This window comes from Cypionkella sp., assembly GCF_028290025.1.
Taxonomy (GTDB): domain Bacteria; phylum Pseudomonadota; class Alphaproteobacteria; order Rhodobacterales; family Rhodobacteraceae; genus Cypionkella.
In genome coordinates, this window is record NZ_JAQGKQ010000102.1 from 1 (window position 1) to 18,373 (window position 18,373).

The 18,373-nt window shown below is 59.9% G+C and carries 17 protein-coding genes and 1 pseudogene; all 18 read right to left on the minus strand.

Going from position 1 to position 18,373, the window contains the following annotated elements; all coding sequences use genetic code 11:
* A pseudogene (locus JWS10_RS18270) lies at nucleotides 1-239 on the minus strand (aspartate transaminase); the annotation flags it as partial.
* Complete coding sequence (locus JWS10_RS18275; protein WP_299509230.1) at nucleotides 236-1,870, minus strand: hydantoinase B/oxoprolinase family protein; 1,635 nt, start codon at nucleotides 1,868-1,870, stop codon at nucleotides 236-238. The gene JWS10_RS18275 and the pseudogene JWS10_RS18270, both read right to left, overlap by 4 nt.
* Complete coding sequence (locus tag JWS10_RS18280) at nucleotides 1,867-3,954, minus strand: hydantoinase/oxoprolinase family protein (RefSeq protein ID WP_299509231.1); 2,088 nt, start codon at nucleotides 3,952-3,954, stop codon at nucleotides 1,867-1,869. The genes JWS10_RS18275 and JWS10_RS18280 overlap by 4 nt, the downstream gene beginning before the upstream one ends.
* Nucleotides 3,951-5,609, minus strand: a complete 1,659-nt coding sequence (locus tag JWS10_RS18285) for a thiamine pyrophosphate-binding protein (protein ID WP_299509232.1) — start codon at nucleotides 5,607-5,609, stop codon at nucleotides 3,951-3,953. The genes JWS10_RS18280 and JWS10_RS18285 overlap by 4 nt, the downstream gene beginning before the upstream one ends.
* 237 nt (nucleotides 5,610-5,846) lie before the next feature.
* On the minus strand, nucleotides 5,847-6,188 hold the full coding sequence (locus tag JWS10_RS18290) for a DUF779 domain-containing protein (RefSeq protein ID WP_299509233.1): 342 nt from the start codon (nucleotides 6,186-6,188) through the stop codon (nucleotides 5,847-5,849).
* A 56-nt stretch (nucleotides 6,189-6,244) separates the two neighbouring features.
* A complete protein-coding gene (adh, locus tag JWS10_RS18295; protein ID WP_299509234.1) occupies nucleotides 6,245-7,762 on the minus strand; it encodes an aldehyde dehydrogenase in 1,518 nt (505 codons plus the stop codon).
* Between the two features lie 164 nt (nucleotides 7,763-7,926).
* Nucleotides 7,927-8,871, minus strand: coding sequence for a GAF domain-containing protein (locus JWS10_RS18300; protein ID WP_299509235.1), 945 nt, complete (start codon nucleotides 8,869-8,871; stop codon nucleotides 7,927-7,929).
* A gap of 159 nt (nucleotides 8,872-9,030) precedes the next feature.
* On the minus strand, nucleotides 9,031-9,723 hold the full coding sequence (msrA, locus tag JWS10_RS18305) for a peptide-methionine (S)-S-oxide reductase MsrA (protein WP_299509236.1): 693 nt from the start codon (nucleotides 9,721-9,723) through the stop codon (nucleotides 9,031-9,033).
* Between the two features lie 265 nt (nucleotides 9,724-9,988).
* Entirely contained in the window at nucleotides 9,989-10,180 is a 192-nt protein-coding gene (locus tag JWS10_RS18310; protein ID WP_299509237.1) for a DUF3008 family protein, read from the minus strand.
* Nucleotides 10,181-10,252: 72 nt separating this feature from the next.
* Nucleotides 10,253-11,314 carry an AbrB family transcriptional regulator gene (locus JWS10_RS18315; protein ID WP_299509238.1) on the minus strand — a complete coding sequence of 354 codons (1,062 nt, stop codon included), beginning with the start codon at nucleotides 11,312-11,314 and terminating at the stop codon, nucleotides 10,253-10,255.
* A gap of 4 nt (nucleotides 11,315-11,318) precedes the next feature.
* Nucleotides 11,319-11,618: an antibiotic biosynthesis monooxygenase family protein gene (locus JWS10_RS18320; RefSeq protein WP_299509239.1), complete on the minus strand. Its 300-nt coding sequence runs from the start codon at nucleotides 11,616-11,618 to the stop codon at nucleotides 11,319-11,321.
* Between the two features lie 17 nt (nucleotides 11,619-11,635).
* On the minus strand, nucleotides 11,636-12,040 hold the full coding sequence (locus tag JWS10_RS18325; protein ID WP_299509240.1) for a cupin domain-containing protein: 405 nt from the start codon (nucleotides 12,038-12,040) through the stop codon (nucleotides 11,636-11,638).
* Nucleotides 12,037-13,413, minus strand: coding sequence for an NAD-dependent succinate-semialdehyde dehydrogenase (locus JWS10_RS18330; RefSeq protein WP_299509241.1), 1,377 nt, complete (start codon nucleotides 13,411-13,413; stop codon nucleotides 12,037-12,039). The genes JWS10_RS18325 and JWS10_RS18330 overlap by 4 nt, the downstream gene beginning before the upstream one ends.
* Nucleotides 13,410-14,180 (minus strand): TIM barrel protein, encoded by a 771-nt coding sequence (locus JWS10_RS18335; RefSeq protein WP_299509242.1) that lies wholly within the window; start codon nucleotides 14,178-14,180, stop codon nucleotides 13,410-13,412. The genes JWS10_RS18330 and JWS10_RS18335 overlap by 4 nt, the downstream gene beginning before the upstream one ends.
* Entirely contained in the window at nucleotides 14,177-15,259 is a 1,083-nt protein-coding gene (locus JWS10_RS18340; RefSeq protein WP_299509243.1) for an Ldh family oxidoreductase, read from the minus strand. Before JWS10_RS18340 ends, JWS10_RS18335 begins: the two co-directional genes overlap by 4 nt.
* Nucleotides 15,260-15,355: 96 nt before the next feature.
* Nucleotides 15,356-16,852, minus strand: coding sequence for a tripartite tricarboxylate transporter permease (locus tag JWS10_RS18345; protein ID WP_299476870.1), 1,497 nt, complete (start codon nucleotides 16,850-16,852; stop codon nucleotides 15,356-15,358).
* A 3-nt stretch (nucleotides 16,853-16,855) separates the two neighbouring features.
* A complete protein-coding gene (locus JWS10_RS18350) occupies nucleotides 16,856-17,329 on the minus strand; it encodes a tripartite tricarboxylate transporter TctB family protein (RefSeq protein WP_299509244.1) in 474 nt (157 codons plus the stop codon).
* A 27-nt stretch (nucleotides 17,330-17,356) separates the two neighbouring features.
* Nucleotides 17,357-18,310: a tripartite tricarboxylate transporter substrate-binding protein gene (locus JWS10_RS18355; RefSeq protein ID WP_299476864.1), complete on the minus strand. Its 954-nt coding sequence runs from the start codon at nucleotides 18,308-18,310 to the stop codon at nucleotides 17,357-17,359.
* Nucleotides 18,311-18,373 lie beyond the last annotated feature (63 nt).

Consider the following 18,373-nt stretch of genomic DNA (forward strand, 5'->3'; position numbering starts at 1 on the left):
TTATCCGCCACCGCTTGCCGCAAAGCTTGCGTGCCAGCCGACGCGGTATAAAGCGTCTGCCCCGCCGCAGCGGCCTTGAAAGCGGCATCCACCACATGCGCGGGCGTTGGAAAATCAGGCTCGCCAAGCCCAAGGTCGATCACATCGACACCCTGCGCGCGCAAGGCTTTGGCGGCCATCGACACCGCCATTGAGGCCGAGGGTTTCACCACCGCCAACCGATCTGCAACATAACTCATGGCTTTTTCCTCATCCCGTCGCTCGTCACATAGCCCTTGGCCAGATCGTCGGCCCGCACAGCATCGCTGCGATATTCAGGCGCACCGTAACCGCCGCCACCGGGAAGATGAAGGATCAACCGACGCCCCTGCGGCACATGTTGCCAGCCTTTCGGCTTCAACTGCGTGCCATCGTCCAGCGCCACAATCCCCGCAGCCCCCGGCCCACCACCATCACGCCCCGCCGCCGGATGGTTAACCCGATCAAACATCGCCGAGAAGTCAAACTCATGCCCCGGCGCGGGTTCAATCTCAATTATCTGCCCCAAGCCGCCGCGATACTGGCCGTCACCGCCAGAGTCGGGCCGCAGCTCCTTGCGCCAAACCACGATCGGCCCGGTATGTTCCGTCGCCTCAATCGGCATCGTCATCACGCCCGAAGGAAAAGCGGTCGCTGACAGCCCATCCAGACCGGGCCGCGCGCCCATGCCGCCGGAGTTGAACATCAGAATTTCCGCGCGCCGCCCCGGCTGACCCGCAGCCGGGCGCACCGACATATGGATATTCCACAGCGCCGCAGCGCCCTCGGCCAGCACCTGCCCCGGCAAGGCTTTCGCCAACGCGCCGAGCACCAGATCGGGTACCATATGGCCGATCACATGCCGCACCGCGACGGGCGCAGGACGTTCGGCGTTCAGGATATTTTCGGGCGAGGATATGGTAAACAAAGCCAGCGAGGCCCAGTTGTTCGGGATATCCGGTGCAATCACGCATTTCAGCGCATAGCAGGCATAGGCTTTGGTGTAGATGATCGGCACGTTGATGCCGTAGCGGCTGGCCGGATCGCTGCCCGCAAAATCGACGTTAACGCGGTCGCCTTTGATCTCAACTTGGGCGACCAGTTTGACGGGGGCATCATAACCATCGGTCAGAAGTTCGTTCGACCAAGTGCCTTGCGGCAGGGCGCGGATACGCTCCAAAGTCGCGGTATGGGTGCGGTGGAAGATGAAGTCACCTAGGGCATCGAGGGTCGAGAGGCCGATTTCCTGCATCATCGCAATCAGACGGCGATGGCCGACATCATTGCAGGCGGCGAGCGAGTAGAAATCGCCCACAACCTGATTTGGCTCGCGCACATTGGCGCGGATTAGCCGCACGAGGTCAGCATTCACCACGCCCCGGTCAGCGAATTTCATGATCGGGATTTGAATGCCTTCTTCGTAAACCGACTTCGCATCCGCGCCAAAACCCCGGCCGCCAACATCGACAACATGGGCGGTGCAGGCGAAGAAACCGACGAGTTGATCGCCCAAGAACGACGGAGAAACCATAGTGATATCATGCAGATGGCCAGTGCCCTTCCACGGGTCGTTGGTCACATAGGTATCACCCGCGTTCATCTGATCGCGGCCGATTTCCGCGATGAAATGCAGCACAGCTTCTGCCATCGTGTTAACATGGCCCGGCGTACCAGTGACGGCCTGCGCCAGCATCCGACCCTGCGGATCGAAAACGCCCGCCGACAGATCACCCGCCTCGCGCACCGATGTCGAAAACGCGGTGCGCAGCAGGGTAAGCGCCTGTTCCTCAACCACCGAAATCAGGCGGTTCCACATCACCTGCATCCGAATATCGCGGGTTTGGTCGGTCATTTAGCGGCCCCCTTGCGGATTAAAAGCAAGCTGCCATCGCTTTGCATCACTACATCGAAAGGGGCGGTGACGACGGTGGAAGTTTCGCGCTCGACGATGATCGCGGGGCCAGTCACCCGCATTCCGAGGTGTAAATCGCTGCGGTCTATGATAGCGGTGTTCATAAATTCACCTCGGGACGGATCGAAAACCGGGCGTGAAAGCTTGCGCGCAGCCTCCGCCTCACCCGAGATGAGCGCGATCTGCTCCGGTTTCACACGCTGATCTTGCGCCTTTACCGACCATGTGACGATTTCAATCTCCAACCCGTCGAGGCCCTCAATCGCCCGCCCGAAGAAACGCGCGTAGTTTTCGCAGAAATTGCTGCGCAGCATTTCGGCGTCGGCATCGGTGAAGTTACGGTCTGGTAGGGTCACGGGAATCTCCCACCCCTGCCCGACATAGCGCATAAAAGCGGTAATTTCGCACTGGATGGACGCGTTGGTTCCGGCGCGCACAAACCCCTCCGCCGTGGCCTTCAACCCTGCGATCAGCGCATTCACCGCATCAGCTTTGAACGCCGCCAAGCGCAGGATGTTGGAGGCTAAAGCCTCATAGCCAAACGGCGCTTTCAGGAAACCGATAGCGGAACCTACGCCCGCGCCGACCGGGATAAGGCACTGATCTATAACAAGCTTCTCGCACAGACGGGCGGCGTGCAGCGGGGCAGCGCCGCCGAAAGCGATCATCACATTGTCCGAGATATTTTTGCCATTTTCGACCGCATGAACCCGAGCCGCATTGGCCATATTCTCATCGACTACCTCGCAGATGCCAAAGGCGGCAGCGGCGGCATCAAGGCCCAGTTTGTCGCCCACATCGCGCGAAATTGCTGCGTTCGCAGCCTCGGTGGAAAGCTTAATTGCGCCGCCCGCGAAGTTATCAGCATCCAACTTGCCGAGCACCAGATCGGCGTCGGTGATCGCCGGATGCAGCCCGCCACGCTGATAGCAGGCTGGTCCCGGTTCTGACCCCGCCGACTCCGGCCCGGTTTGAATACGCCCCATCGCATCGACCCACGCCAGTGAACCACCGCCCGCGCCGATCTCAATCATCTCAATCACCGGAATGGAAATCGGCATGCCGGAGCCCTTGGCGAAACGGTAGGTGCGGGCCACTTCAAAGCTGCGCGCAGTCTTCGGCGCATAATTTTCAATCAGGCAAATCTTCGCCGTGGTGCCGCCCATGTCGTAGCTAACGACGCGGTTAAGCCCGAACTTTTGCGCGACATCGGCTGCGAAAATCGCACCGCCTGCGGGACCGCTTTCCACCAAACGCACCGGAAACTCCGAGGCGGTTTCGACGCTGATCAGACCGCCGCCGGAGTGGATCATAAACACCGGACAGGTCGCCCCCAACGCTGCCAACCGGGCCTGCAAGCGCATCAGATAATCGGCCATTTGCGGGCGGACATAGGCATTGGCGCAGACGGTGTTAAAGCGTTCAAACTCCCGCATTTGAGGCGAGACTTCGCAGGAAATAGAGATCGGAACCGCAACTTTTGCGGCGATGATTTCACGGGCGCGGCGCTCGTGCGCTGGGTTCATATAAGAGTGGATAAAGCCGATCGCCACCGCGCCGAAGCCTGCTGCGGCGATCCGATCGGCCAGAAGTTCAAGGGCGGTTTCGTCTAGCGGTGCCAATTCCTGACCCTGCGCACCGATGCGCCCACGCACCGCGAAACGGTCCTCCCGGGGGATCAGTGGCTTGGGCAGAACCATGTTAAGATCATACTGCGCGAAGCGGTTTTCTGTTCGCATTTCAATGACATCGCGGAAGCCTTCGGTCGTTACAAAGGCCGTCCGCGCGCCACGACGTTCGATCAAAGCATTGGTCGCCAGAGTGGTGCCGTGGATCACGATATCCAGATCGGCGAGGGTGATTTTGGCCTCGGCCAGCACCACGTCGATGCCGTCCAAGATCGCTTGTTCAGGCGCTGCGTAATTGGTCAGCACCTTGGTCGAAAACATCTGGCCGCGACATTCAAGCGCGATATCGGTGAAGGTGCCGCCGATATCCGCGCCTAAACGGATCGGCGCTTTCATGCCTTTTCGGCCAAGGCTGCGGCGCGCATTTGGGTCAGGGTTTGGCGCGGGGTGATGGCTTCGGGCGAGACGTTTAGGTCCAGCACTGCGCCGCTATCCGATGCCAAGGCGCGGTCAAATGCTGCGGCGAAATCCTCGGTGCGTTCAACCCGTTCGCCGTAGAAACCGTAGGCACGGGCGAGGGCTGCAAAGTCTGGGTTAACCATCGTCGTGCCCGAAACCCGCGCCGGATAATGCCGTTCCTGATGGGCGCGAATGGTGCCGTAGATGCCATTATTGACGATCAAAATGATCGGTTGCGCGCCTGCTTGGGCGGCGGTGGCGAGCTCTTGGCAGTTCATCTGAAAATCGCCGTCGCCCGCAAAACACACCACCCGGCGGGCCGGATAAGCCACCTTGGCGGCAATCGCAGCAGGCACGCCGTAGCCCATCGCGCCTGATTGCGGGGCGAGGAGGCGGGCTTTTTTTCCGAATTTGAAAAACTTATTCGGCCACACAGTAAAATTACCTGCACCGTTGGTTAGGATCACATCGTCGGGCAGAATATCGCGCAGATGCGCTGTTACTGCGACCATATCAACCGGGGAGGGTTGGGCGGGTGCGCTAAAGCTGGCCTCGAATGCTGCGCGCGCATTGCTGCGCCAATCAGCCCAGTCGCCTTTAACCGGAGTAAGCGCGCTGGCGAAGGCGCTCGGGCCTGAATGAACGCCTAGAACCGGTTGATAGATCTTGCCAATCTCGCGATCAGAGCCATGCACATGGATCAAATGCTGCGCAGCATTTGGCACCGAAAGCAGGGTGTAGCCATCGGTTGTCATCTCACCAAACCGTACGTTAATGGCAAGGATCACATCGGCATCGCGGATCAGCGCCTTGGCATGGGGCAGCATTCCGACGCCTGCTTCACCAGTAAACACTGGCGAAAAGTTGTCGAACTGGTCTTGATAGCGGAATGCCGCCAGCACGGGTATATCCGAGGTCTCCGCAAAATGCTGCAAGGCGCTGCGGCCTGCATTTGTCCAGTTTGTGCCGCCCATCAGGATCAAAGGACGCTGCGCATTCGCAAGCAGGGATAGCGTTTCGGCGATGGTTTCAGGTGTGGGAGCGGCTTCGGCTATCTTCGCGGGCTTGCTCAGCGGTGCAGCATCCGTCAGGCTGGTCAGCATATCTTCGGGCAGCGCGATGACAACCGGACCGGGGCGGCCGGTGGTGGCGGTCACCCAAGCGCGGGCGAGGATTTCAGGGATACGCTCCACCCGGTCAATCTCTACGGCCCACTTCGCCAAGGTGCCAAAAACCGCGCGATAATCGACTTCTTGGAAAGCCTCACGCCCCCTCATATCGGTGCCAACTTGGCCGACAAACACGATCATCGGCGAAGAATCCTGCATCGCGGTATGCACGCCGATGGAGGCATTGGTTGCACCCGGGCCGCGCGTCACCATGCAAATGCCGGGATTTCCGGTCAGCTTGCCATAGGCGGAAGCCATGAACGCAGCACCGCCTTCGTTGCGGCAAAGCACGAAATCAAGCTGTCCCGGGGTGTCGTGCAGCGCGTCGAGCACCGCGAGATAGCTTTCGCCAGGAACGCCAAAGGCTTTGGTCGCACCCAGTGCCACCAGAGATTTCACCAGAACTTGCCCGCCGTTTTGCATCGCTTACCGCCCCTGAGACATTTCGTGCATCCTGCGCTGATGCGGCGGGAAGTGAAACCAAGAAACGTGCAGGATTGACAAGCTTTACTTGTTTGAGTGAAAGGGGATGGGGATTTGGCAGGTTGGCGGAATTTGCGCAATGCGGAATACTAAAAGCTTAACAGACCGTTAAAGTGAAATCTAATCGCTTGAATATGCTTGCAGAAAATATCCGTCCACAGTGGGCAGCGTTGCGCCTTAAATCGCGCAGACCTCTGACCGAGTCAAAAACCGCTGTTCACGGCCATTGTCCAAGCTGAACATACCGCCCCGGCCTTTGATCGCGTCGATGATCAGATTGGTGTGCTTCCAGACCTCATACTGGCTGCCCGAGATATAGAACGGCATTCCGCCAATCTCACCCAGCTTCACATCGCGGTCACCGAGCATGAAATCGCCCACCGGATAGCACATCGGCGAGGAGCCATCACAACAACCGCCCGATTGGTGGAACATCACCGGGCCATGATCGGCGACGATCTCGGCTAGCAGTTGCAAAGCCGCTGGGGTGGCGGTGACTTTATCCAGGACTTCGGTCATATCTGCCTCCGGTTGGAAAGCGGGCGCGAGGTTTGTGCGCGCCCGCTATTGGCGCTTTAGAAGAAGCCTAGCTTTTTCGGCGAGTAGCTGACCAGCATGTTCTTGGTTTGCTGATAGTGGTCGAGCATCATCTTGTGGTTTTCACGCCCGATACCCGACTGTTTGTAGCCGCCGAACGCCGCGTGGGCGGGGTAGGCGTGGTAGCAGTTAGTCCAAACCCGGCCAGCTTGGATGGCACGACCGAAGCGATAAGACGTGTTGGCCGAACGGCTCCACACGCCAGCGCCCAGACCGTAGAGGGTGTCATTGGCAATCGAAAGCGCCTCGTCGTCGTCCTTGAAGGTGGTGACGGACACCACCGGCCCAAAGATTTCCTCTTGGAACACCCGCATCTTGTTGTTGCCCTTGAACACCGTCGGCTGCATGTAAAAGCCGCCCGCGAGGCCGCCCTCCATATGCCGCTGACCGCCGCCCGCGAGAACCTGCGCACCTTCCTGTTTGCCGATATCCATGTAGGACAGGATTTTTTCCAGCTGTTCGGACGAGGCCTGCGCGCCGATCATCGTGGTGGGGTCGAGCGGGTCGCCTGCGGTGATCGCAGCCACGCGTTGTAGCGCCTTTTCCATGAACTGATCGTAAATCGACTCGTGGATCAAAGCGCGGCTCGGGCAGGTGCAAACCTCGCCTTGGTTCAGCGCGAACATCACGAAGCCTTCGATGGCTTTGTCGAAGTAGTCGTCATCCTCGGCGCAGACGTCTTTGAAGAAGATGTTGGGAGATTTGCCGCCCAGTTCCAGCGTCACCGGGATCAGGTTTTGGCTGGCATATTGCATGATCAAGCGGCCAGTGGTGGTCTCGCCGGTGAAGGCGATCTTGGCGATACGGTTGCTGGAGGCGAGCGGTTTGCCAGCTTCCAGACCGAAGCCGTTGACGATGTTCAGCACGCCGGGTGGCAGCAGATCGGCGATCAACTCGGCGAAGATCAGGATGGAGGCCGGAGTTTGCTCGGCGGGTTTCAGCACCACGCAGTTGCCAGCCGCCAAAGCGGGGGCAAGTTTCCAGACGGCCATCAGTAGGGGGAAGTTCCACGGGATAATCTGGCCGACAACGCCGAGGGGTTCGTGGAAATGGTAGGCGACGGTGTCATGGTCGATTTCGGAAAGCGAGCCTTCCTGCGCGCGGATCGCCCCTGCGAAATAACGGAAGTGGTCGATAGCCAAGGGTAGATCGGCGTGGGTGGTTTCGCGGATCGGCTTACCATTGTCCCATGTCTCGGCAAGTGCCAGCAGGGAAAGGTTTTGCTCCATCACGTCCGCGATTTTGTTCAGGATCACCGCGCGGGTGGCGACTGAGGAATTGCCCCATGCGGTCTTCGCAGCATGGGCGGCATCAAGTGCAGCCTCAATATCGGCCGACTCGGAGCGGGGAATTTTGCAAATCACTTCGCCGGTGATTGGCGAGGTATTGTCGAAAGTACGGCCTGACTTCGCCTCGACCCATTTGCCGCCGATGAAGTTGCCATAGCTCGCCTTGAACGGCGATTTAGAGGTGCGGAAATGCTCCACCATATTCATTGTTAGTCCTCCCAGACTGTGCGGCCGCCTCCTCGCGGCACTGCGAATAAGCTGCACCTTTCGGATGCCGCTTGTCATTAGGGTGGAGTCTCGGATTGCCCGAGTTGTCGCAGCGCTGCGACACGTCAGGCGAAAACTTACACCAAATTGCGTGGCGGAGGGCGCTAGATCAATCGCGGCCCGAGCTTACGGTGGAAGGTGGCACGGCTGATGCCTAGATCGCGGGCCGCCGCTGAGACGTTACCACCAGCGCGGGCAAGGGCGCGCATTAGGACGGCGCGTTCGCCATCTTCCAGCGTTTCATGCTCGAAATGGCCCAGTACATCGGCGGTTGGGCGGGGGTGTCGGGCAAGGTCGCCGGTCAGACCGAGATGATGACGGGCGGCGCGAGTGGCACCGATGACGAGGTCATCGTGATCGACCGCCAGCAAGCCACCGGTGGCGCGGTCGGCTGAAACCAGCACCATGCGGGCGTTGGGGAAGGCGTCGCGGAAGGCTTGCGCCTCAATCTTCTGCGCGGTTTCGGTGACGGTTTGGCTGATCAGCACCATGAAACCTTCGGTGAGATCATTGCGCGCGGATGAGACATCGAGCACCCCGGCTAGTTTGCCTTGAGGGCCGTAGATCGGCGCGCTCATGCAGGACAGAATGGTGTTGCAGGCAAGGAAATGTTGATCGCGGTGGATCGTCACCACGCGTTCTTCGACCAGACAGGTGCCGATGCCGTTGGTGCCTTGCTGCTGCTCAGACCAGCGGGTGCCCGGCCATAGACCCCAATCCGAGAACACCGAGTCGTCAACCGCAGCGCCGCGACGTTCCAGCGGGACGCCATCCAGATCGGCGAGAAGCACGCAGCAGCCGACCGCGCCGACGGCTTGAAACAGCCGATCAAGGTTGGGGGCGGCGGCGCGTATCAATGGCCCCATCCGATCACGGGCGGCGGCAAGTTCTTGTGCGGTCATCCGATCGGCGTGGCTTGGGCGGGTTGGATCGAGACCGTGCAGACGGGCGGAACGGCTCCACGAGGCGACCACCGGCGAGCGTGCCGCTTCGCCCCGCGCGATGGCGGTTTCAATCGCGGTCAGGTGGCTCTCGGTCGAGCGTGGCATCAGGACACTCCGGCAGAAGGCGGCGGGTCTCAACTTTGGCAACAGTTAGGGCGAGGGTATTGGATACGGCGAGAGTATGGCGCAAGTCGCGTTAAATTCAACCCGGTGGGGTTACGGACGGCGCTGCGACGCCGGGCCAATATTTGGGTCGTAGTTCAGTCAGTTCATCACCAGCACCGGAGTGGATTTGTAGTCCTTCGGAAAATGGGTTTTCAGATCGGCGACCTTGGCCAGATCGTTGACGAAGATATAGGGGTAGTCGGGGTTCAGGGTCAGGAAGTCTTGGTGGTAATCCTCGGCTTTGTAGAACTTCGCACCCGGCTCTACCGTCGTGACGATGGGGCGGCCAAACGATTTCGCTGCATCGAGTTGGGCGATATAAGCCTTGGCGATCTTGGCTTGCTCTGCGGTGGTGGGGAAGATGGTGGAGCGGTATTGCGTGCCGGTGTCGGGGCCTTGGCGGTTCAACTCGGTTGGGTTGTGAACGACCGAGAAGTAGATTTGCAGCAGGTGACCATAGCTGATTTTGCTGGGATCATAGACGATCTTGACGGCCTCGGCGTGGCCAGTGGTGCCGGTGCCGACAGTTTCATATTGCGCCGTGCTGGCCTTGCCGCCTGCGTAGCCCGAGGTGGCGCTGGTGACACCTTTGACATGTTGAAACACGCCCTGCACGCCCCAGAAACAGCCGCCTGCGAGGATGGCGGTTTGGGTGCCGGAGGCTGTCTCATCTAGCGTGGGGGCGGGGATTGTGACGGCCTGGTCGGCGTAGGTGGGGGTCGGTTGGAATAGCAGGGTCGCGGCGAGGGTCAGAGTGATCGCTGCGAGGAGGCGGGTTGGTAATCGGGGCATGACTGGTCCTTCACGAAAGGCGCGTTAGGTGTTTGCAGGATTATAGCTTATTTGAGGATGGGGGAGTTTGCACATCATCGCGAGGTGGACGGAGGGGTTAGATAGGATTTGGGAGATAGGGGCTCCCAAGTTGGGAGGGTAAGCTTTATCATTTTATATCAATAGTTTATGATTTACTGGTAAGGATATATTAATGTTTGAACGGCATCGCTTGCCGTGGTTACTCGGCTAGGCGACCCCGCCTACTGCTGTTAAATTGCAACATTTACGCGTCTTTATCTGCCTTCGACGGCAGCTCTTTGCGTTTAGTGGAGGCGAGGTCATCCAGCTCTTTCTCGGTCATGCTTTCATACATCCCCTTCGACGCGCCTTTTAATTCCTTCTTCGGCGTCTCGCCGCGCTTGGCGGATAATGCGGCTCCGGCGGCTTTTTGTTGGGCTTTGGATTTTGCGGGCATGGTAATCTCCGTTGCAGGATCGGTCTCGATCTTGGACAACGGATATTTTCGCATGTTGGTTCCGCGCTGACCTCAGCGGTCCTCGCGTGATTTCAGGATGCGAAACAGGATCGGTGCCCCCATTATCACGACCAAAATCCGGGTCAGGTGATGCACGATGACAAAGCCAAGATCGGCCCCGGTGACGATGGCAAGCATCGACATTTCGGCCTGACCTCCGGGCATAAAGGCGAGGAAACCTTCAACCGGGGGGGCGAGGCCGCTGAGGGTGACGATCTCGGTCGCAATCGCTGCGAGCAGGGCGAGGATCACAACAAACGCAGCACCGCCAAACACCGTATCGCGCAGCTCTCGCATCGTGACGCCAACATAGCTGACGCCTATGCCCAGACCGATTAGGAATTGGGCGGCAAGCAAAGCCTCACGCGGGGGGCGTTGATGCAGCACATCGGTGAGCGAAAAGATGGCGGCAAGGATCAGCGGGCCGAGGATAGCGGCCCCGAACAGGCGAATTTTCAGACCGCCTTTCCAGCCGACAAGACCAATCACCACCATCAGCGCCATCTGTGACAGCGCCATTTGCGCAGCGGGTTCGCCGACCGGATGCGTCAGGCTAACGCCGTAAACCTGCACCAGAACCACTGGCGCGACCACCATAATCACCAGCAGACGGGTGACATGCACCAGCGACAGCTGCCGCACATTCGCCCCGGCTTCCGCGCCAAAGATCGTCATATCGGCAGCACCGCCGGGCATTGCGGCGTAAAACGCCGTAACAGAGTCAAAGCCGCAGACCTTGCGAAAAAACGGCACACCAATCAGACCGATCACGAAGATATAGATCGGAATGAGTGAGACAGAGGCCAGCATTTGCGGCAAACGCGCCACCAGTGCGGGCGTTACAGCCGCGCCGATGGCAATGCCCAAAACCGCGCGCGCACCGACCGAGATTTGCCCCAAACCCTGCAATGGCGCACCGATCAACGCGCCAATCAGGCAGGCCAACATTGGGCCAAACAGGAACGGCAGCGGGAGCGACAGCAGCAAGAACGCTCCGGTGCCGACGAGGCCGAGGGCTACCGTCATCAGTTGGCGGAACAGCAGATTTGGCACTGGCAGCTTGGGCAGGGGCATGGGGTTAGTCCAGATCGACGGCGTGCGAATGGGTCACAACGGGTGGCGCTGCGAAATAAGGCGAGACGGCGTTGCGCCAAAGCTGGAACGCCTCGGACTGGCGGAAAGTGACCATGTGATCTTCGATGCTCCGCCATTTCACGATGAGGCGGTAGGTGTCGCGGGTCTCAATCACGCGGTGGAGTTTCAGGCCGAGACAGCCCTCGGCGGCCAGAAAATGCGGGCGGGCGATGGCGACGCCTGCCTCGAAAGCGGTGGGATCGGTGACGGTTATTTCTGCGATTTCAACGACATGACTTGGCATAGGTTATCTTTCTCGGGTTAGTTTGCATGGCCGTGTTCCGCGTCGATGGTGCGGGTTTCGCCGGTGGCTTGCATGGTGCGGGTGGCATCGACGGTGGCGTAGGTCCAGAAAATCCGCATCGGCTTGCCGCTGGCATTGATGAAGCGGTGCGGCACGTTGGCGGGAATCCAAGTGGTGTCATGGGTGTTCAGGTGATGCTGGATGCCGTCGATTTCGGCAATGGCTTGGCCCTCGATCACCATGACGCTTTCTTCGCAGTTGTGAAAGTGGACACCGATGGCGGCACCCGGATCAAAGGCGGTTATGCCGTTGATCAGGCTGGTGGAACCACAGCGGCGGGTGACTAAAGGCGTGGTGCGCGCTCCGCCGCCACGGTCGTTGCTGGGCAGATCGGCGGGGCGCAGGATGGCGGCTTGGGTCATGTCGCGGGTCCGATCCAGACGGTTTTGATGTTGGTAAATTCGCGGATGCCGTAGCTGCCGAGTTCGCGGCCGTAGCCCGAGCGTTTGATGCCGCCGAACGGATAGCGCGGGTCGGAGGCGGTCATGCCGTTGATGAAAACCGCTCCGGCTTCTATGCGGCGGGACAAGACGCGAGCGCGGGTGAGGTCGGTCGTCCATAGCGCGCAGCCGAGGCCGTATTCGCTGTCGTTGGCGAGGGTTATGGCGTGGTCGGCGTTATCGGCGCGGATGATGGCGGCGACCGGGCCGAAGGTTTCCTCGCGGAAGGCGGTCATGCCGGCGGTGACGTGGTCTAAAACGGTGGGGGGGTAGTATGCGCCGGGTCCGTCAATGGGCGTGCCGCCGAGGCGGAGGATCGCGCCTTCGGCAATCGAGCGTTGGACTTGGTCGTGCAGGGTGGCGCGTAGGTTCAGGCGGGCCATTGGGCCGATTTTGGTATCGCGCTGCATGGGGTCACCGATTTTTAGCGCGGCTGCTTTGGCGACGAACAGTTCGGTAAAGCGGTCGGCGACGGAGGCTTCGACGATGAAACGCTTGGCGTTGACGCAGGATTGGCCGACGTTGATGTAGCGGGCTTTGACTGCCGTGTCGGCGGCGGCCTCTAGGTCAGCGTCGGCGAGGACGATGAACGGGTCAGAGCCGCCGAGTTCCAGGACTTGCTTTTTGAGGGCTTTCCCGGCTTGGGCGGCGACGATGGAGCCTACTTCGGTGGAGCCTGTCAGGGTGACGGCGGCGATGCGCGGATCGGCGATGATCGCGGCGATTTTGGAGTTGTCGATTAGTAGGGTAGCGGTCAGGCCAGTGGGAACGCCTGCCAACGCCATTGCTTCTTGCACGGCGAGGGCGGATTCGGGGACGTTGTTGGCGTGTTTCAGTATGGCACCGTTGCCCGCGGCGAGCGCGGGTGCGGCGAAGCGGAAATACTGCCAGAACGGGTAGTTCCACGGCATGATCGCGAGGACAACGCCGAGCGGGTCGAACACGACGGCGGTCTCGAAGGCGTTGGTGGCGATAGGTTCATCGGCGAGCCAGATTGGGGCGTGTTCGGCGTAGAAATCGCAGGTGAAAGCGCATTTCTCAATCTCGGCTTCGGCTTCGGTGATGGGCTTGCCCATTTCGCGCACGATCATCTCGGCGTAGCGGGTTTTGTTTTCGCGCAAGACGGCGGCGATGCGGGGGAGGGTTTTGACACGCTCGGATAGGGGGACTTGCGCCCAGGCTTTCTGAGCTTTGGCGGCTGCGGCGAGGGTGGATTCTATGGCTGCGTCATCTTGCAGTTCAAAGCTGCGGATGGTTTCGCCGGTGGTGGGATTGATCGAGGTAATTTGGGTCATGTGGAGGCTCCTGCGGAAAGTTGGGCTTTCCAGGCGGGTAAAAAGCGGGTGCTGTCTGGGGTGGTGGGCAAGTATTCGAAGCCGATTGCGCCTTGGTAGTTGGCGGCGGAGAGGGCTTGCAGGATGGCGGGGAAGTTGAGCGTGCCGGTGCCGGGTTGATGGCGGCAGGGGTGGTCGGCGATGTGGATATGGCCGATGCGGTGGGGGTTTTCGGTGATCCATGCGGCGGGATCGTGGCCGAGGGTGGCGGCGTGATAGGTGTCGAACAGCAGGGCGATCTCGGGGAGTTGGTCTTGCATGGCAGCGGCTTGGTGCAGGGTGGCGAGGTGGTAGTTGGGGAGGGTGATGGCTTCGATCAGCAGGCGTTGGTTGGTGTTTTGTAGTTGGGCAAGCGCCCATGTGAGGTTGGCTTGGTATGTGTCGGCGGCTTCGGGGGCGGTGGTAATGCCAGCCATTGGGTGAATGAATGGACAGTTTATGGTGTCGGCGTAGGTTAGGGCTCGGTCGAAGGCGGCGCGGAAATCATTGGTGCGATTGGGGAGTGCGGCTAAACCCTTTTCTTGGCGTGCGGGGTCGCCCATGCCTGTGGTGACTTGCGAGAAGGTGAGGTCTAGGTCGGTTAGGCGTTGCGCCATTTCGCTTGCGGGGATTGCCCAAGGTTCGGGGTGTTCTACGGCGCTGAAGCCATCGCGAGCGGCGGCTGCGACGCGGTCGGCCAACAGCAAGTCGGTGTAGAGGTAGCCGATATGGGCGGAGAGGCGGTTCATTTTGCTGCCGTCAGCGGTACGGATTGGCCGACGGGAAAGGCAACGCCAGCTGTGTGTCCCTCTGCTACAAGGTCAGCCGCCACGTTGGCGGTGACGGGAATACCGTCGCGCAGGCGTTGATCTTCGCGGCGTTGTTCGGGTTCACCGGGGAGCATGATTTCATCACACCCAGCCGCGCGGGGAAGGTCTTTTATGCGTTCGTAGAAGGTGTCCATGCGGGCGCTGAAATCTGTCAGCGACATAAACAGATCGGGGCGGATGGCGAAGAACAAATGACCGACGTTTTGCGGCTCGGAACTATCGAAATACAGGCTTTTCACATCGCCGCCGAAGTTCGCGCCCGTCAACACGCCCGACATAAGGTCCATCAGCGTGCCGAGGACCGAGCCTTTGACGCCGCCGAATGGCAGGCAAACGCCCTCAAACGCCTTCGCTGCATCGGTGGTCGGGTTGCCATCAATATCCAGCGCCAGCCCTTCGGGGATCGGATCGCCCTTCATCGCGGCGAGGCGGATTTTGCCGCGCGCGATCACCGTCATCGCCATATCCATGACATAGGGCGCATGTTTGCCGCCGGGGATACCTGCCGCAATCGGGCTGGCACCGAGAAAGCTGGTACGGCCACCCCACATCGCAATCGCGGGCGAGGAATTGGTAAATATCATTGAGATATAACCGCGTTCTATTGCGCGCAGGGCATAGCACGCTCCCATGCCGAAATGGGTGGATCGATGCACGCCGACGAGGCCAATGCCCATCTCGGCCGCAATGTCGCAAGCGGTGTCCATCGCGATATGGCTGGGAATGAAACCCATGCCGTTGTCGCCATCGACATGCGCTACGGCCCCGGCAACGCGATTGATTTTGACCTCGGGGCGCGGGTTGACCAGACCTTGACGCAGGCGGTCGAGATACATTGGAATACGGCTAATCCCGTGGCTGTCAACGCCGCGCAGGTTGGCTTTGACGAGATCGGCGGCGATCAGGGCCGCATCGGCATCGGTCATTCCGGCAGAGCGAAACATCGCGGCTGCATAGTCCGTCAGCTCATCGGCGCGGAAGTAAGAGGTGTCGGTCATGTGCGGCTCCACTTGGTTGTAACTTCCAATCCCGGCGCCGAAAGCGCCAGGTAGGACGGTTGTTCTTTAGCCATGCCTTAGGCGGTGGCGGGATCGTCAGACAGATATTTTGCGGGTGCGACGCCAGTGCAAAGCGGCGGGAACCAGCACGATCAGGAAGGCGATGCCAACCAGAACGGCAGACATTGGGGTGGAAACGAGGATAAGCGGATCGCCCTGCCCCATCGCCAAAGCGCGGCGCAGTTGCAACTCAGCCATCGGGCCAAGGATCAGGCCGATCAGCACCGGGGCGATGGGGAAGTCGTAAACGCGCATGACATAGCCAAGCAGACCGACGCTAAACATCATCGCAAGATCAACCCAAGAGTTTGAGACGCCCCAGATGCCGACCAGCGAGAAGATCAGGATGCCCGCGTAAAGATAGGGGCGCGGGATGAACAGCAGGCGGACCCACAGACCCGCGAGCGGCAGGTTGAGGATAAGCAGCATGACGTTGCCGACATAAAGCGAGGCGATCAGCGCCCAAACCAGATCACCGGAGTTGATGAACAACAGTGGCCCCGGCTGCAGACCGTAATTTTGAAACGCCGCGAGCAGGATGGCGGCGGTGGCCGAAGTTGGCAGGCCAAGGGTGAGCAATGGCACCAGCACCCCTGCGGCGGCGGCGTTATTCGCGGCCTCTGGACCAGCGACGCCTTCAATCGCGCCATGGCCGAATTCTTCGGGATGTTTGGTCAGCTTGCGTTCGAGTGTGTAAGATAGAAACGTCGGAATCTCAGCCCCGCCTGCGGGCAGTGCGCCAATTGGAAAGCCAAGCAAGGTGCCGCGCAGCCACGGTTTCCATGAGCGTTTCCAATCTTCTTTGGTCATCCACATGCCGCCCGACAGCGGGTTCAGCATCGGTTTGGTCTGACCGTAGCGGCTGGCGACATACAGCGTCTCGCCGATGGCGAACAGCGAAACCAGCACCACGGTCATCTCTACCCCGTCCATCAGATCGGGGACGCCGAAGGTCAGGCGTTGCATACCGGTTTGCTTATCAATGCCGATCACGCCGAGCGAAAGACCGATGAACAGCGCGATGAAACCGCGGACTTTGGAGGAGCCCATGACGACTGAAACCGACAAGAATGCCAGCAGCATCAGCGCGAAATAATCTTGCGGGCGGAAGATGAAGGCGAGTTCGGCGATTGGCGGCGCAAGGAAGGTTATTCCCAAGGTGCCGATGGTGCCTGCCACGAAAGAGCCGATGGCTGCGGTGCAAAGGGCGGCCGCTCCCCTGCCCTGTTGCGCCATTTTGTTGCCCTCGAGCGCGGTCATCATAGAGCCGCTTTCGCCGGGGGTGTTCAGCAATATCGAGGTGGTGGAGCCGCCATACATCGCGCCGTAAAAGATGCCTGCGAACATAATGAAGGCGGCGGTGGGCTCTATATAAACCGTGACGGGCAGCAAAAGCGCGATGGTCAGCGCCGGGCCAATGCCAGGCAACACGCCAATTGCGGTGCCCATAAAGGTGCCAAAGAACGCCCACATAAGGTTTTGCGGCTGTAGGGCGATGGCAAAGCCATTCATCAAACCAGAGATCGGGTCCATCGCTTATTTCCCCCACACGGGCAACAAGCCGCCCAACTGCACGCCAAGTTTGCTGAACAACCACCAGCATAGCAATGAGAAGCCGAAGCCGAGCACTGCGTTCAGCGCCCAGCGGTTTGATTTGAAAGCCGCGGCGATCAGCACGAAGCAGCCGGTGCAGGTGATCACGAAGCCAAGTTTCGGCATGGTCAGCATCGGCAGCGCGCAGGCCAGTGCCGTGAGGCCCAGCGCCTTGTACGATACGCTGTGGGTGTCACTGATATCTTCGGCACCTTGTTCTTCAAACGAAACGCCCCTGCGGATTTGCAAGGCCAGCATCAGGCCAAGCACCACCAAGCCCACGCCCACGGCAGTCGACATAAAGCCGGGGCCGATATGCGCATGTTGGTCGAATTGAGGAAGCTCGGCCGATTTGTACAGCACGATGGCTCCCCAACCCACGATGCCTACCGCGATCCAATAGGGGCGTTCCGTCATAGTATGTCCTTTCAGGAACGGGTTGGCTTATTTCACCAATCCGGCATCTTTCAGGACTTCCCCAATCCGGGTTTTTTCATCGTTCAGGAAAGCGACGAACTCATCGCCCGACAGGTAGGCGTCTTCCCAGCCTTGGGTTTTCAAAGTTTCTTTCCACGTTGCGCTCTCATGCATCTTGGCGAAACGGTCGAGCCACATGGCCTTGCCTGCGTCCGACATACCCGGAGCGCCAACGATGCCACGCCAGTTACCGACGACCACATTCAGCCCTGCTTCTTTGAGGCTGGGCGCGTCGATACCCTCAACACGACCTTCAGAAGTCACCGCGATGATGCGAATGCGGCCTGCGTCAGCCATCGGTTTGAACTCCGAAGCGCCGGACACGGCAACGGTCAGCGCACCGCCACCCAAAGCCGTCACGGTTTCTGCACCGCTGTCATAGGGAATGTAGTTCAGCGTCGCAGCATCAAGACCGCTTTCCTTGGCGATCAGCGCCATGACGATGTGGTCAACACCACCCGCCGAGCCGCCACCGATGGCAACCGCTCCGAGATCGGCTTTCATCGCAGCAACCAGATCAGCGACGTTTTGGATTGGCGAGTCAGTGGCAACGGCGACAACGCCGGTGTCGTTGGTCAGCCGCACCAATGGTGTCACATCATCCAGCGTCACCGGAGAGTTGTTCATCAGGATGCCGCCAACCATAATGACGCCCATCGCCATCACCGCGTTGTCGTTGCCTTGGTTGGCACCGACAAACTCGGTCAGACCGATGGTGCCGCCAGCGCCGCCTTTGTTGGTGAAGGTCGCGCCGTCGGTGAAGATGCCTTCTTTGTTCATCGCATCAAACGGTAGCCGAGCCATCGCGTCATAGCCACCACCCGCACCGCCGGGTGCCATCACCACAGCCGGGTCGGCAAAAGCTGGGGTAAGTCCTGCGAGCGTGACGGCTACGCCTGCGGCGAAAATCGTTCTGATCATGTTATTCCTCCCGTGGAATCATTCGTTACATCTGGTCGCAATCGGTTTGATGACGACCGCAAA

Excerpts from the sequence above, each read along its gene's own strand:
- JWS10_RS18275 (WP_299509230.1), bottom strand. The coding sequence starts at position 1,870 with ATGACCGACCAAACCCGCGATATTCGGATGCAGGTGATGTGGAACCGC.
- JWS10_RS18280 (WP_299509231.1), bottom strand. The coding sequence starts at position 3,954 with ATGAAAGCGCCGATCCGTTTAGGCGCGGATATCGGCGGCACCTTCACC.
- JWS10_RS18285 (WP_299509232.1), bottom strand. The coding sequence starts at position 5,609 with ATGCAAAACGGCGGGCAAGTTCTGGTGAAATCTCTGGTGGCACTGGGT.
- JWS10_RS18290 (WP_299509233.1), bottom strand. The coding sequence starts at position 6,188 with ATGACCGAAGTCCTGGATAAAGTCACCGCCACCCCAGCGGCTTTGCAA.
- adh (WP_299509234.1), bottom strand. The coding sequence starts at position 7,762 with ATGAATATGGTGGAGCATTTCCGCACCTCTAAATCGCCGTTCAAGGCG.
- JWS10_RS18300 (WP_299509235.1), bottom strand. The coding sequence starts at position 8,871 with ATGCCACGCTCGACCGAGAGCCACCTGACCGCGATTGAAACCGCCATC.
- msrA (WP_299509236.1), bottom strand. The coding sequence starts at position 9,723 with ATGCCCCGATTACCAACCCGCCTCCTCGCAGCGATCACTCTGACCCTC.
- JWS10_RS18310 (WP_299509237.1), bottom strand. The coding sequence starts at position 10,180 with ATGCCCGCAAAATCCAAAGCCCAACAAAAAGCCGCCGGAGCCGCATTA.
- JWS10_RS18315 (WP_299509238.1), bottom strand. The coding sequence starts at position 11,314 with ATGCCCCTGCCCAAGCTGCCAGTGCCAAATCTGCTGTTCCGCCAACTG.
- JWS10_RS18320 (WP_299509239.1), bottom strand. The coding sequence starts at position 11,618 with ATGCCAAGTCATGTCGTTGAAATCGCAGAAATAACCGTCACCGATCCC.
- JWS10_RS18325 (WP_299509240.1), bottom strand. The coding sequence starts at position 12,040 with ATGACCCAAGCCGCCATCCTGCGCCCCGCCGATCTGCCCAGCAACGAC.
- JWS10_RS18330 (WP_299509241.1), bottom strand. The coding sequence starts at position 13,413 with ATGACCCAAATTACCTCGATCAATCCCACCACCGGCGAAACCATCCGC.
- JWS10_RS18335 (WP_299509242.1), bottom strand. The coding sequence starts at position 14,180 with ATGAACCGCCTCTCCGCCCATATCGGCTACCTCTACACCGACTTGCTG.
- JWS10_RS18340 (WP_299509243.1), bottom strand. The coding sequence starts at position 15,259 with ATGACCGACACCTCTTACTTCCGCGCCGATGAGCTGACGGACTATGCA.
- JWS10_RS18345 (WP_299476870.1), bottom strand. The coding sequence starts at position 16,852 with ATGGACCCGATCTCTGGTTTGATGAATGGCTTTGCCATCGCCCTACAG.
- JWS10_RS18350 (WP_299509244.1), bottom strand. The coding sequence starts at position 17,329 with ATGACGGAACGCCCCTATTGGATCGCGGTAGGCATCGTGGGTTGGGGA.
- JWS10_RS18355 (WP_299476864.1), bottom strand. The coding sequence starts at position 18,310 with ATGATCAGAACGATTTTCGCCGCAGGCGTAGCCGTCACGCTCGCAGGA.